The organism is Enterobacter sp. BNK-16, assembly GCF_048684955.1.
GTDB lineage: Bacteria > Pseudomonadota > Gammaproteobacteria > Enterobacterales > Enterobacteriaceae > Enterobacter > Enterobacter bugandensis.
On sequence record NZ_JBLQTQ010000001.1, the window covers coordinates 3,494,603 to 3,507,466 of the forward strand.

The window sequence follows — 12,864 nt, forward strand, 5'->3', positions numbered from 1 at the left end:
GTATACCCCATGATTATAGTTTCGTCATCACTATTATTATGCGGAGTAACGACGATGACGCTCTTTTCAAACCAGCCCGGCGATGAAGGCTTACCCGGTCATGAACGCGCCCGGGTGATGGCCGCCGTCATGACCACCACGCTGATGGGCGTCTTTGACGGCACCATGATCAACATCGCGCTGCCCTCCATGGCAAGGGCGATGCAGGTCCCCGCGAACGTTGCGGTGTGGTTTGCCAACGGTTATCTACTATCGGCGGCAATGACGCTGGCCATCTTCGCGGCGCTGGCGGCGCGCGTGGGCTTTCGACCGGTTTTTCTTGCCGGGCTTGCCACCTTTACGTTCACCTCGCTCGGCTGCGCGCTGGCGAAAACGCCCGACATGCTGATCGGGATGCGTATTCTGCAGGGCATCGGCGGTGCGGCTACCCTGAGTATCGCCCCGGCGATCCTGCGTTCCGTTTTTCCGGGTCGACTGCTTGGGCGTATTCTGGGGCTGCACGCCCTGCTTATTGCCGCCAGCACGGCAATTGCCCCCGTGCTGGGCGGGACGATACTGGACGCGCTGAACTGGCAGTGGCTGTTCGCCATTAACCTTGTTCCGGGCAGTATTGCCCTGTTTCTGGCATGGCGGGCGTTGCCGCGCCAGTCGGACGTTGACCGCTCCCCCTTTGATGCGCCGGGCGCCGCGCTCTCCGCCGTTCTGTTAGGTTCTGCAATCATGCTGGCCGACAGCCTTCAGCACATAACGCAAGGCATTAACCCGGCAGCCGCTGGCTGGGGGCTTCTAACGCTGGTCAGCGCTATCGCCTTCGTCTGGCGTATTCGGCGCGCGCGCAGTCCTATACTGCCGCCCGTTATTTTCAGAAATGGACGCTTCACCCTCGCCGCCCTGACCTCGCTGGCCTCGTTTGTCAGCCAGGGCATCACCTTTGTCGCGCTGCCGTTCCTGTTTCAGAGCGTGTATGGCTACAGCCCGGTGGTTTCGGCGCTGCTGTTCACCCCGTGGCCAATGGGCATCGTGCTGATCGCACCGCACGCGGGGCGCTGGGCAGATACCCTTTCCGCGCCGCTGATCTCGACTATCGGCCTGATGATTTTTGTCGGTGGGCTGATCCTGCTGGCGACGTTGCCGGAAAATCCGTCCGTATGGAATATCTGCCTGCGCAGTCTGGTTTGCGGGATTGGGTTTGGCTGCTTCCAGAGTCCCAATAACCGGGAGATGCTCGCTAACGTGGCGCGGGAATATGCCAGCTATGCCTCAGGGGTGTTGTCTATCGTCAGGACGTTCGGGCAATGTCTGGGGGCCGCCGCGGTGGGGGTGCTGCTTGCGACGACCGGATCAGACCACGATCGGGCCGTGCATCTGGCACTGTGGATCGCCGTCATCGCCTCAACAGGATCGGTTTTGTTTAGCCTGAGCAGGCTGCGCCCTGGGTTGCGGGCATCAGCGTAACGCTGTGCAGCGCCTCTCGGCGCTGCTTGTTTATAACAACTACGCTGTAGGACGTTCGTTCCACGCATCAGTGTACTGTATATTTCCGTCCAGAATTTTCCATGTGATTTTTGCATATCGTAAAGATACATTTTCCATGTGACCAGTACCGGGACAATCTCTTGTATCATGCATTATTGGAGTTATTGAAATGACTTTCACGCCTTCCATCAGGATGTTGAAGTATTCCACTTCCTGACCAGCATCATTGATGTGATAGAACTTTAATTCGGCACTTTGAAGCGTCTGACCTGTAGCCACTGCTTTGTATAGATAGGGTGAAGATGAGTCAATTGCCTTTGTTAAACTGAAGGCTGAATGTTGCCTTGTACCTGTAAGTTTACCTGTTGCCTCATCTGTTGGAATGCTCAGGTTATGGATCAGATCTCTAAGCTCTATGCTTCCTTCACGGTTTGCAACATCAGAACCACCACGGATCATTGCTCCGCCATCGTCTTTCAAAAAGAGGTGTACTGGTACAGCCATTTTTAAAACTCCTTATGTTAATTAATTTCTTATTCCATTGGCTATGAGATTAATTACAGGCATGATCGCTACACCATCGGCATAGAACAGATCAGAATTAGTGAATGAATAAACCTTGCCCGTGATTTTTACATTTACCGTGTTCCCATAAGCTGAAGCTGTGACATTGCTTGTATCGGCTTCCAGGAAGGGTGATCGTTCTTCAAGGGCTTTCATAATGTTCCCGCTGTTGTCTTTATCTAAATAGAAGCGGTAAACATCCGACACCGTAGCGTCTCCATCATCATACTTAGTTATGTACAGTGTGACGGTATCAGAGAGTTTCTGTTTGCTGACAAAGCTATCGTGAGGAGATGCATTAAAATAGTATTGATATGTCAGAAACCCACAAACAACGAGCAACAGAATCGTTGTGAGTAAGCAATGGAGCCGTTTAATAACCGTATTTCTTTGCATATTCTATACCTTGCCTTATCCAAAACTGATCGTGTGGATCATCCCCATAAGGCGGTTTTTGATACCAGTGCCCCCATTTCTTTTTGGAGGTTTTAGCTCTTTCCTGCGCCCATCCAGCACCCATCAATAGCGTTTCTGATGGTATCCCGGCAGCATAGCCAGCCGAACCATAATTGAAGTTCCCAAAATTTGCTAACTCCGGGTGTCCTTGCTTGTAATCCCACGGTCCCTTATTTCTTACTTTTTGATAAAACCAAAGATAGGTTGTAGGGATAGCCATGTTTCTGCTCATACCATGCGCTCTTGCAATCCTCATGTTTGCCAACACAAGAGCGATTCCTTCTTTGGGTAACAAAGGTATAACAGCCATATTAACCACCTACTTCATGTGGGTATATGGCCGCATATCGTACACCTTTGCGATGGTAAAAAAGATATCTGTTTACAGAGAAATGACGGAAAAATATCCGACTAAGGTATTAACCGCATTAAAAATCAAAAAAATTAAGGCGGCGCTACGCTTGCGCGGGCCTACAGGAATTGTGCATTTCACAATGTAGGGCAAATAAGCGCAGCGCCACCCGGCAGGAAAGACGGCGTATTTGTTTATTCCAGCGCCAGTAGCGCAAAGCTCGCCAGCCAGTGCCCGCCGCTGTAGTGGCTGCCCACCACGTGCCCGACGCTTGCCGCCAGGTGTTTTGCCACGGCATCACGCAAGGCCTGCTGGGCCGGGTGGTTTACCGGAAGCGCCCTGGCAATATGCTTCATACACCAGGCGCGGCTGAGGTTTAACCCATCCAGATGGGCAATTTTCGGGTCGGTACGGTCGCTCACTTCCGCCGGGTTCATCAGCGCCGCAATGGAGCCGATATCCGGCAGAAACGCGTCAAACCAGGCCGGGAAATTCTCTGCGACCTTGCTCATCAGCAGCGCTTCCGTCAGCGCACCAGAGATGTACTCATCGCCACCCGGCTCGTAGTGGGCCGGGTAGCGCGTGTCGGCGAGATAAAACCGCTCCGCCGCCGTCACAATCGCCTGCTCAAGCGCGCTATCTTCCACGGCTCGGGCGTAGTCCAGCCCCAGCGCGAGGGCAAACGCCGTGTTGTAGTGCGTTCCGACGCGGATCGGATAAGTGAGCTTGCTGAGGTAATCCACCAGCCGGTTGCGAATATCCTGGGTGAGCGGCTCCAGCGTCTGGTACCAGCCTGCGGCCTGCGGCATCGACGATTGTTTCAGCTCCTGGGCCAGCGCCAGCAGCCATCCGTAGCCATACGGCCGCTCAAACGAGGCGCGGAACGGCGCGGTGAAATAGGCAAGCTCCTTCGCCACGTTCTCGTAGGTCAGGTGCTCGTCGAAAAGCGCGACGATGTCATTCCGACACGGTAGCTCAGGATAGAGGCGCACGCAGCGCAGCAGCAGCCAGTAGCCGTGCACCGCCGAGTGCCAGTCGAAACAGCCATAGAAAATCGGGTGCAGCTCGCGAGGCGGCAGAACGTCACCGTCATCATTCAGCAGATGCATGATGTGGTTCGGGTATTCCTGGCGCAAATAGGTTAAAGGCATGCGGGCAAACGCGTCAGCCTGATGTTGCGTCAATTCCATAACAGCTCCTTAGCGAAACACGAGGAAATACATGAGGAACACGTTCACCACCAGCAGGGTTAACGCGGTCGGGATCTGGATCTTGATCACCTGATATTTGTCTTTCAGCTCCAGCAGCGCGGCGGGAACGATATTGAAGTTCGCGGCCATCGGCGTCATCAGCGTGCCGCAGTAGCCCGCGTACATGCCGATCGCCAGCAGCGGCGCCGGGTTGCCGTGATGCACGTTGATCAGGAACGGCAAGGCGATCCCCGCGCTCAGCACCGGGAAGGCCGCAAAGGCGTTACCCATGATCATGGTAAACAGCGCCATCCCCACGCAGTAAATGACCACCAGCATGAAGCGGCTGTCCGGGTTCACGAACAGGCTCACCACCTTCTGCACCGAATCACCGGTATTGGCCGCCACGAACACGCCGCCGAGCATGGCCAGCATCTGCGGCAGGATCACCGCCCAGCCGATGGTATCGACAAGACGACGGGACTGACGAATGGCGTGCAGCGGCGTGCCTTTGGTCAGCCACCAGCCGGTGAGGATCGCCGCAACGCAGGCCACGCACAGCGCCGCCAGAGTGAGCTGTTTCTGGTCGAGAAGGTAAACGCCGCCAATCGACACCCCCTTCAGGAACAGCGTCCCGATTACCGTCACCACCGGGATCATCAGCGCGGGCAGGAACAGCCAGTTTTTAAGGCGGTTTGACGAGGCAATGCGCTCCTCGTCGGAAGCCATTTTATAGTGCCCTTTTCCGACGAGACCAAATCCCGCCAGCAGCGCGATTGCGATAACGCAACCGCCAACGATCCGGTACGCTAGCGATTTTCCCAGCTCCTGAACCATCAGGTCACCGAACAGGAAGATCCCGCCGAATAAAAACCAGAACAGCGCGGTGGTAAAACGCTTCGGATTAGCGCGGTCGCGCAGGGTCATGACAACCAGCAGCATCACAACAAAGCCGATCAGGTAATACACGCGGTTAATGGTGATAAGCGTCATCATTGCGCGGCCCCCTGCGTACCCTGCTCTGCACGCCAGGCCATGACGTCGCGGCGGATGCTGGCATCCAGGCGCAGCAGGCGCGTCATATGAATAATCAATGCCGCAATGGCGGTGGGAATGGCCCACAGGCCGATATGCAGCGGCTCGATCCCTTCGATCCCGTTTTCCTTCAGAAACGCGTCAATCAGCAGCACCGCACCGAAGGCGATAAAGATATCTTCCCCAAAGAAGACCGCGATGTTATCGCACGCCGCGGCATGGGCCTTGATTTTGTCGCGAATGTGCTGCGGCAGTTCGCCGTATTCGTTCAGCGCTGCCCCTTCGGCCATCGGGGCCAGCAGCGGGCGTACCGTCTGGGCATGGCCGCCCAGCGACATCAGCCCCAGCGCGGCGGTGCCTTCACGCGCCACGAAGTAGAGCATCAGAATACGCGCCGAGGTGGCGCTGGCGATCTTCGCCACCCAGGCCTGGGCGCGCTCTTTAAGCCCGTAATATTCCAGCAGACCAATTACCGGCAGGATCAGGATGAAGGTCGCCAGCGATCGGCTATTGACGAACTTCTCGCCAAAGGTCTCCAGCAGCATCCCGAAATCCATCCCGACCAGCAGGCCCGTCGCCAGACCCGCCACCACGACCACCAGCAGCGGGTTGAAGCGCAGTGCAAAACCAATGACCACGATCGGTATCCCGATCAGCGGCAACAGCGTAGTACCATCCATAACGTTTACCCTATCGAAAGTGAGCGTTGCGCGCCGACGGCTATTTTTTTAATTTGCGGCGAGCGATGTTGTGTTTTTCGTCAGGCTTCACAAAACCTGTGCTAAAAAGCTATATCTGAACCTCAAAAACATGTAAACAAATTATCAATAAAATGTTCTTATTTTATCGACGAGTTTACATTTCTGGCTAAGGAACGTTATGACCTCGAAAAAGAGTGCTTCACCCGATTGCAACGATATCAACGATGGCCGGATCGTCTCCTCCCGCCATCTGGTGTCGGAGCGCTGCGCGGAACTGTCAGAGCTGGAGTACGCGCTGATCATGACCGGCAACGCGTTTAACAAGTGGATGGTGCGCTGCATGGCCGCAGCCGGAGAGCCGGATATGGGCGCTTTTGACGTCTCGCTGCTGCATCACGTGAACCACCGCGACCGTAAGAAAAAGCTGGCCGATATCTGCTTTGTTCTCAACGTGGAAGATACGCATGTAGTGACCTATGCCCTGAAAAAGCTGGTTAAAGCGGGCTACGTGACGAGCGAGAAAGCGGGTAAAGAGCTCTTTTTCTCCACCACGGAGGAAGGGAAAGCGTTGTGCATGAAGTACCGGGACGTGCGCGAAGCGTGCCTGATCGCCATCCATGCGGAAAGCGGCATTTCCGGGAAATCGATCGGCGAAACCGCGCAGCTGCTACGCGCGATCTCCTCCCTGTATGACACCGCCGCCCGCGCGGCGGCATCACTCTGAATTACGGACGTCTGAACAGGGTAATGCTGCGTCCGGCCAGTTCGTACTCTACGGTTTCGGTGAACGCTGTCCCGGCGGCAGCGTCATCCGCCGTAGAGAGCTCCAGCACCCATCCCCCTTCGCCAAACTGCGGGATCTGGAACGGCACGGTGCCTTCGAACGGATTGAACAGCATCAGCACGTCGTGCCAGATGCCGTCCTCCTGCTGAAGATCCGGCCTGCTGATGGAGACCCCGAGCGTTGAGCCTTCATCCCACTGCTCGGCCTGCTGAGGACCGCCTCCGGCATTGAACCAGCGGATCTCCAGCCCGTCGCGCCAGCTCTCACGACGCAGCAACGGCTGCTGCGCGCGCAGGGCAATGAGCCGGCGGGTGAACTCGCGCAGCGCCGCGTCGTTTTCGGACAGCCCCTTCCAGTCGATCCATGAGATCTCGCTGTCCTGGCAGTAGCCGTTGTTGTTACCCTTCTGAGTGCGGCCAAACTCGTCCCCCGCCAGCAGCATCGGCGTACCGTGGGAGAAAAGCAGCGTGGTCAGGAAATTACGCTTCTGCCGTTCGCGGGTGGCGATAATGTCCGGGTTCTCCGTCGGCCCTTCTTCGCCATAGTTGTAAGAACGGTTATCGTTATGCCCGTCGTTATTGTCCTCGCCGTTGTCGGCGTTGTGCTTCTCGTTGTACGACACCAGGTCATTCAGCGTAAAGCCGTCATGGGCGGTGATAAAGTTGACGCTGGCCCACGGGCGGCGGCCGCGCAGATCGTACAGATCGCCGGAACCGAGCAGCCGCGCGGCAAAGTCCGTGGAGACGATGTCCCCCTTCCAGTACTCGCGCACGGTATCGCGGTATTTGTCGTTCCACTCTCCCCAGCCTGGCGGGAAGCCACCGACCTGATAGCCGCCGGGGCCAATATCCCAGGGCTCGCCAATTAGCTTGAGCTTAGAGAGCACCGGATCCTGGGTAACGGCGTCGAAAAAGCCCCCGCGCGGATCGAACCCCTCAGGCTCGCGGCCCAGAATCGTCCCCAGGTCGAAACGAAAACCGTCAATGTGCATGGATTCGGCCCAGTAGCGCAAGGAATCCATCACCATCTGCAGCACGCGCGGGTGCGAGGTATTCACCGTGTTCCCCGTCCCGGTATCGTTAATGTAATACCGGTGCTGGTCCGGCAGCGTGCGGTAGTAGCTGTAGTTATCAATGCCCTTGAATGAAAGCGTTGGCCCCAGCTCGTTACCTTCCGCTGTGTGGTTGTAGACCACGTCCAGAATCACCTCGATGCCCGCGTCATGATAGGCGCGCACCATATCGCGAAAGCCCTGGATCCCCGCCGGGCCATAGTAGCGCGACGCCGGAGCAAAAAAGCCGAGCGTGTTATAGCCCCAGAAGTTCTTCAGGCCACGGTCGAGCAGATGCTGGTCGTCCGGGAACCAGTGAACGGGCAGCAGCTCCACCGAGGTAATACCGAGGCTTTTGATGTAGTCGACCGAGGCTTTGTGTCCCATCCCCTCGAACGTCCCGCGCAGCTCGGGCGGGATGGCCGGGTTCATCTGGGTAAAGCCCTTCACGTGGCTCTCATAGACGACGGTATGTGGCCAGGGCACGTTTGGCCGGTTGTTGTCCTGCCAGTCGAAAGCGTTCGGGTCGATAACCTTGCATTTCGGCGTGAACGGCGCGCTGTCCCGCGTATCGAAGCTAAGATCCAGTTCGTCGTGCCCCAGCTCATAACCGAAATGGGCGTCGTTCCAGTCGATATCACCCACCAGTTCACGAGCATACGGGTCAATAAGCAGCTTATGCGGGTTAAAGCGGTGACCGTTTTCCGGATCGTAGGGGCCGTAGACGCGATAGCCGTACAGCGCGCCGGGTTTCAGGTCAGGCACATAGCCGTGCCAGACCTCATGGGTATACTCCGGCAGCTCCAGCCGGGCGATTTCTGTTTTCCCGGACGGGTCAAACAGACAGAGCTCCACCCGCTCCGCGTGCGCGGAGAACAGCGCGAAGTTAACGCCCTTCCCGTCATAATTCGCCCCCAACTGCTGGCCATGACCGGCCCGAATTTCAAACGTAGTTTCCTTTGCCATTTTCGTTCTCCACGATTATTCGCAGGTAAGCAGAACCAGTACACATCCCTTTTCTGACGTTAAATCCAGCGTCTCTTGCAGAATGCGGCTTTCACCGCTGAACAGATCCCGATAGCGCTTCCCGGCCAGTTCGTCGGGTATCGCTACCGTGGTATTGATCCACAGCTGATGATTATCGGTGATGCCAAAAACCAGACGCGGCACGGCAACGATCAGCGCCTCCTCGTCTTTAACGCGCGCATAGACAATCAGGTTCTCCTCGCGCTCGCCGGAAACCTTGAGCGGCAGCCAGTCGCCGTAGCGGAAAAGCGCGTCGTAATGCGGTCGAAGCCGCAGCAGCGTGGCGGTGACAAACTGCTTTACCCTGCCGTCCCGCCAGCACGCCGGGTGTTCAAACACTGAAGCATCCGCCGCGCTGAGGTTTTGCACCAGCGCGTTGAAGTCCGGCTCCCGCCGGTTATCCGGGTCGACGAGGCTAAAGTTGAGCGCCTCGCTGCCCTGATAGATATCCGGCACGCCGGGCGCCGTCAGCTTGATGACCGTCTGGCTGAGGCTGTTCATCAGCCCGGCGCGGATAAAGGGCTGCATCGCCTCGCTGAAAGCGTGCAGGAACGGGGCGTTATCCGGGGAAAGCAGATGCCGCGTATAGCTCAGCACCACGCTCTCATAGCTCTCGTTGCTGTCGATCCAGTCGGTGCGCTGCTTCGCCTCGCGAAGCGCTTTCTCAAGGAAGCCGAGGAAACGCGTCTCCAGCGATGCAAGCCCTTCGGCATCATCAGGCGACAGCGTGGCGGGCCAGACGCCCGCCAGCGCCTGATAGATCATCCAGGTATCGGCGGCGTTCGGCGCGGTGCCGTCGTTGAGAAAACGCACCTGGGTCTGGTTCATCTGCCGCCAGCGGGCGAGATTTTCTCCCCAGCGTTCCGGCGCCTCCGTCAGGGTGTAGAGCCGCGCCCGGGCGTCTTCTCCGCGCTTGGTATCGTGCGTGGAGGTGCCGAGCAGCGCGTCGGGCTGACGGGCGAGACGAATGCGCATCTCCTGGTGAAAGCGGGATAACGAGAACGCGCGCGGCGTCGGGTCAGCGCCCACTTCATTGAGCGCAAGCTCAAGGTTCAGACGGAAAAACAGCGTATCTTCCACCGACTTCGCCATCAGCGGCCCGGTCAGCTGCTGGAAGCGGGTTCTGAAAAGCGCGGCGCAGTCGCGGCAATCTTCCGGCAGATCGCCGGTAAGAATGCGCACAATCAGGCTCAGGGCCGCTTCGGACGTATTTACGCTGGCGACCACGCGGCTAAGCAGCGCCACGTCAGGCGGGGTTAATCCCTCGCGAGTGCCGTAGGTGCGGTACACCGGAAAAGCGATAAGCAACTCGCGCAGCGCGTGGCGGATCTCCTCGCGCGGCAGCGCAACGTCATTGCGGCGTGCCAGATCGTCCGCAAGGTTTAGCAGCGTGGTGAACTCGCCCTCAAAATTACGATCGGTCATCAGACCCTTGGCATCGCGCAGTTCGGCGTGGCGATCGACCGTGACGCCCAGCGTCTCGTCGTGGATTGTCTCCAGGCGCGAGAGGTTATCGTCGTCGACCAGCACCTCCGCCAGCGAGGCGATAAACTCGTAGCCGGTGGTGCCGGAAACCGGCCAGTCAGTGGGGAGCTGCTCTCCCTTCGCGAGAATTTTTTCGACCGTGATATAACAGTCGGGTCCGGCTGCCTGCCGCAGCTTCTGCAAATAACCCAGCGGATCGGCCAGGCCGTCAATATGGTCAATACGCAGGCCGTCAACCACGCCCGCGTGAACCAGCTCAAGAATGAGACGGTGCGTATCGTCGAAGACCGCCTCGTCTTCAACCCGTACGCCTACAAGACCGGTGATCTCGAAGAAGCGCCGCCATGAGAGCTGCTTCGGCGCTTCCCGCCAGGACATCAGCCGCCAGCTCTGCGCCTCATGAAGTTCGGCGATACTTTTATCCTCGCTGTACGTGCCCGGATTAAGCGGGTACGCCGTGTCGTAATAGACCAGAGAGGCTTTATTCGTGACAGGGTCACGTTTTAACGTGATGGCACCCTTCTCCAGCTCCGCCTCAAAGGTGTCGCCGAGAAACGGCAGCGTAAGCGGGCGCGACGCGTCGATATCGAAATAGCGGAAATAGCGGCTCTGCTGGCCGTATTCAATCACGTCCCGCCACCAGGCGTTTTCCAGCGAGGTGGACATATGGTTCGGGACAATATCCAGAATCAGCCCCATGCCGGCCTGCCTGAGCGCCGCGGCCATGCGGTCAAACCCTTCCCGACCGCCAATCGCGGGGTCAATTTCATTCGGGTTAGTCACGTCATAGCCGTGTGTGGAACCCGTTGTGGCGGTAAACACGGGCGAGGCGTAGAGGTGGCTGATGCCGAGGTCTTTCAGATACGGCACCAGCTCGACAGCGCGGTCAAACGTCATGCCGTTGCGGAACTGAATACGGTACGTGGCGGAAGGGATCATAACGATGCGTCTCCATCAGCAAAGCGAACGACAATACTGTTCGGCGGCAAAACGTCGTTTACCTCCGGCCAGGCGAAGCGCGTCTCCCCTGCGAGCGCGGGCACGTCGACAGGCTTAGGGCCGATATTGAGCGCCAGAGAGAGCGTCCCGGACGGGCAGCGCCAGCTCACTGCCACCATGCCGGGCGCGGTCTCGATCGCCTTGCCCTCAACGATGCCACCCTGATGCAGAAGCGGAACGATATAGCGATGGCGCAACGTCAGCAGGTGGCGGGTGAAGCGCAGCCACGTTTTCCCTTCGTCGGTAGCAATCTTATGCCAGTCGAGCTTTGAGCGAACGAAGGTGTTAACGTCGTTCGGGTCCGGGACGGCTTCATCGTGCCCGGCGTGGCCGGTAAACTCTTTCGCGCGCCCTTCCCGCACCGCTTTTGCCAGGTCGCCGTGAAAATCGGTGAAGAACAGGAACGGATGCGTTTCACCGAACTCCTCGCCCATAAACAGCAGCGGGATATGGGGAGAAAGCAGCAGCGCGGCAAGCAGCACCCGCGTCCTGTCGGCCCCCGCGAGGGTGATAAGACGCTCCCCCTGGGCGCGATTCCCGGTCTGATCGTGATTTTGAATGAAATCGACGAAGAACTGCGGCGGCTGGGTACGGCACTCCACCCCGCGAGATTCCCCGGTTTGCAGCGAAATCTCGCCCTGGTAGACAAACCCTTCCGCCAGCGCACGGGCGAACTTTTTCTCCGGCTCACACGCAAAATCCTGGTAGTAGGCGTGCGTTTCGCCGGTGGCAAACACGTGGGCAGCATTGTGGAAGTCATCATTCCACTCGGCGGTGAACAGCGGCGTGTTGCCCTGTTCATCGCGCGGATGCAGGAAAATCACGTTGCGGCTGTCTTCCGTGGTCAGGTGAACGTGACGGTGCGGGATCGCCTCGCGGATCTTCGCGGCAATCTCCTCCAGAATGTGCGTCCCGGAGCTGTCTTTAATCTGGTCGATGGCATCAAAGCGCAGGCCATCCAGACGGTACTCCGTCAGCCAGTAGAGCGGTGCATCGGTGATGTACTGCCTCACCGGCTCGCGCTCGTAAGCGATGCCGTTGCCCCACGGCGTCATTCGATCCGCATCAAAAAACGCGGGCGACAGCAGAGGGAGATAGTTCCCCTCCGGGCCGAAGTGGTTGAGCACGATATCCAGCACCACGGAAAGCCCCAGCCCGTGCGCGGCGTCGATAAACGCGTGAAAATCCTCCGGCGTACCGTAGGCAGCGTGCGGGGCATACAGCAGCACGCCGTCGTAGCCCCAGCCGCGGGTTCCGCCAAACTGGGAAACGGGCATCACTTCAAGCTGGGTGATACCGAGCTCCGCCAGATAGGGCAGCTTGTCGATGGCCGCCCGGAAGGTGCCCTCTGGGGTAAAGGTGCCGACGTGCAGCTCGTAAATGACCGTCTCTTCCCATGGCCGCCCTGCCCAGTCCCGGTTAACCGGCTGATAGCGTCGGGGATTGATAACAACCGATGGCCCGTTAACGTCGCCCTTTTGCGCGCGCGATGCCGGGTCGGGTACCGCCATGCCGTCCTGCAGGACAAACTGATACTCTGCACCGTGCGTGACGCCGGGGATGTCCGCCTGAAACCAGCCGTTGCCGGTTGCTGTCATCGGCACGTCGGTGGCGGCCAGACGTAGCGTAAGTTCTTTCTGTCCTTCTGCCCAGACGCGAAAACGTACCACGTCATCGGAAATAAACTCAGCACCCCACTGCTTTTGAAATGTCCTGAATTCCATTCATTGTCCTCGAATGACCCA

The 12,864-nt window shown here is 58.1% G+C and carries 11 protein-coding genes; 2 read left to right on the forward strand and 9 right to left on the reverse strand.

The window, feature by feature from the left end:
* Window positions 1-54 precede the first annotated feature (54 nt).
* Entirely contained in the window at window positions 55-1,455 is a 1,401-nt protein-coding gene (locus tag ACMGGH_RS16880) for an MFS transporter (protein ID WP_420299181.1), read from the forward strand.
* A 39-nt stretch (window positions 1,456-1,494) separates the two neighbouring features.
* On the opposite strand, the gene ACMGGH_RS16885 is transcribed toward ACMGGH_RS16880, so the two are convergent.
* From ACMGGH_RS16885 to ACMGGH_RS16910, 6 genes are all read right to left on the reverse strand, one after another.
* On the reverse strand, window positions 1,495-1,980 hold the full coding sequence (locus ACMGGH_RS16885) for an Hcp family type VI secretion system effector (protein ID WP_048999579.1): 486 nt from the start codon (window positions 1,978-1,980) through the stop codon (window positions 1,495-1,497).
* A gap of 21 nt (window positions 1,981-2,001) precedes the next feature.
* On the reverse strand, window positions 2,002-2,436 hold the full coding sequence (locus tag ACMGGH_RS16890; RefSeq protein WP_048958788.1) for a hypothetical protein: 435 nt from the start codon (window positions 2,434-2,436) through the stop codon (window positions 2,002-2,004).
* The gene (locus ACMGGH_RS16895; RefSeq protein ID WP_032623152.1) at window positions 2,414-2,806 is read right to left on the reverse strand and encodes a polymorphic toxin type 44 domain-containing protein; all 393 of its coding nucleotides are present in this window, start codon (window positions 2,804-2,806) and stop codon (window positions 2,414-2,416) included. Before ACMGGH_RS16895 ends, ACMGGH_RS16890 begins: the two co-directional genes overlap by 23 nt.
* 236 nt (window positions 2,807-3,042) lie before the next feature.
* Window positions 3,043-4,038: a DUF2891 domain-containing protein gene (locus ACMGGH_RS16900; RefSeq protein ID WP_232948258.1), complete on the reverse strand. Its 996-nt coding sequence runs from the start codon at window positions 4,036-4,038 to the stop codon at window positions 3,043-3,045.
* Window positions 4,039-4,047: 9 nt separating this feature from the next.
* Window positions 4,048-5,034, reverse strand: a complete 987-nt coding sequence (locus tag ACMGGH_RS16905; RefSeq protein ID WP_041909955.1) for a DUF979 domain-containing protein — start codon at window positions 5,032-5,034, stop codon at window positions 4,048-4,050.
* Window positions 5,031-5,753 (reverse strand): DUF969 domain-containing protein, encoded by a 723-nt coding sequence (locus ACMGGH_RS16910; RefSeq protein WP_028013182.1) that lies wholly within the window; start codon window positions 5,751-5,753, stop codon window positions 5,031-5,033. The genes ACMGGH_RS16905 and ACMGGH_RS16910 overlap by 4 nt, the downstream gene beginning before the upstream one ends.
* Before the next feature lie 199 nt (window positions 5,754-5,952).
* Here ACMGGH_RS16910 and ACMGGH_RS16915 point away from each other — a divergent pair, with 199 nt between their 5' ends.
* On the forward strand, window positions 5,953-6,498 hold the full coding sequence (locus tag ACMGGH_RS16915) for a winged helix DNA-binding protein (RefSeq protein WP_041909953.1): 546 nt from the start codon (window positions 5,953-5,955) through the stop codon (window positions 6,496-6,498).
* A 1-nt stretch (window position 6,499) separates the two neighbouring features.
* On the opposite strand, the gene glgX is transcribed toward ACMGGH_RS16915, so the two are convergent.
* Genes glgX through treZ form a run of 3 tightly spaced genes read right to left on the reverse strand, consistent with a single transcriptional unit; the run spans window position 6,500 to window position 12,843 of the window.
* On the reverse strand, window positions 6,500-8,575 hold the full coding sequence (glgX, locus tag ACMGGH_RS16920; protein ID WP_420299182.1) for a glycogen debranching protein GlgX: 2,076 nt from the start codon (window positions 8,573-8,575) through the stop codon (window positions 6,500-6,502).
* A 15-nt stretch (window positions 8,576-8,590) separates the two neighbouring features.
* A complete protein-coding gene (treY, locus tag ACMGGH_RS16925) occupies window positions 8,591-11,059 on the reverse strand; it encodes a malto-oligosyltrehalose synthase (RefSeq protein ID WP_232948259.1) in 2,469 nt (822 codons plus the stop codon).
* Window positions 11,056-12,843, reverse strand: a complete 1,788-nt coding sequence (gene treZ / locus ACMGGH_RS16930; protein WP_232948260.1) for a malto-oligosyltrehalose trehalohydrolase — start codon at window positions 12,841-12,843, stop codon at window positions 11,056-11,058. The genes treY and treZ overlap by 4 nt, the downstream gene beginning before the upstream one ends.
* Window positions 12,844-12,864 lie beyond the last annotated feature (21 nt).

What these genes read in the sequence shown, in the direction of transcription:
- ACMGGH_RS16885 (WP_048999579.1), bottom strand. Translation starts at nt 1,980, where the DNA reads ATGGCTGTACCAGTACACCTCTTTTTGAAAGACGATGGCGGAGCAATG.
- ACMGGH_RS16910 (WP_028013182.1), bottom strand. Translation starts at nt 5,753, where the DNA reads ATGGATGGTACTACGCTGTTGCCGCTGATCGGGATACCGATCGTGGTC.
- ACMGGH_RS16915 (WP_041909953.1), top strand. Translation starts at nt 5,953, where the DNA reads ATGACCTCGAAAAAGAGTGCTTCACCCGATTGCAACGATATCAACGAT.
- ACMGGH_RS16890 (WP_048958788.1), bottom strand. Translation starts at nt 2,436, where the DNA reads ATGCAAAGAAATACGGTTATTAAACGGCTCCATTGCTTACTCACAACG.
- ACMGGH_RS16905 (WP_041909955.1), bottom strand. Translation starts at nt 5,034, where the DNA reads ATGATGACGCTTATCACCATTAACCGCGTGTATTACCTGATCGGCTTT.
- glgX (WP_420299182.1), bottom strand. Translation starts at nt 8,575, where the DNA reads ATGGCAAAGGAAACTACGTTTGAAATTCGGGCCGGTCATGGCCAGCAG.
- ACMGGH_RS16880 (WP_420299181.1), top strand. Translation starts at nt 55, where the DNA reads ATGACGCTCTTTTCAAACCAGCCCGGCGATGAAGGCTTACCCGGTCAT.
- ACMGGH_RS16900 (WP_232948258.1), bottom strand. Translation starts at nt 4,038, where the DNA reads ATGGAATTGACGCAACATCAGGCTGACGCGTTTGCCCGCATGCCTTTA.
- ACMGGH_RS16895 (WP_032623152.1), bottom strand. Translation starts at nt 2,806, where the DNA reads ATGGCTGTTATACCTTTGTTACCCAAAGAAGGAATCGCTCTTGTGTTG.
- treZ (WP_232948260.1), bottom strand. Translation starts at nt 12,843, where the DNA reads ATGGAATTCAGGACATTTCAAAAGCAGTGGGGTGCTGAGTTTATTTCC.
- treY (WP_232948259.1), bottom strand. Translation starts at nt 11,059, where the DNA reads ATGATCCCTTCCGCCACGTACCGTATTCAGTTCCGCAACGGCATGACG.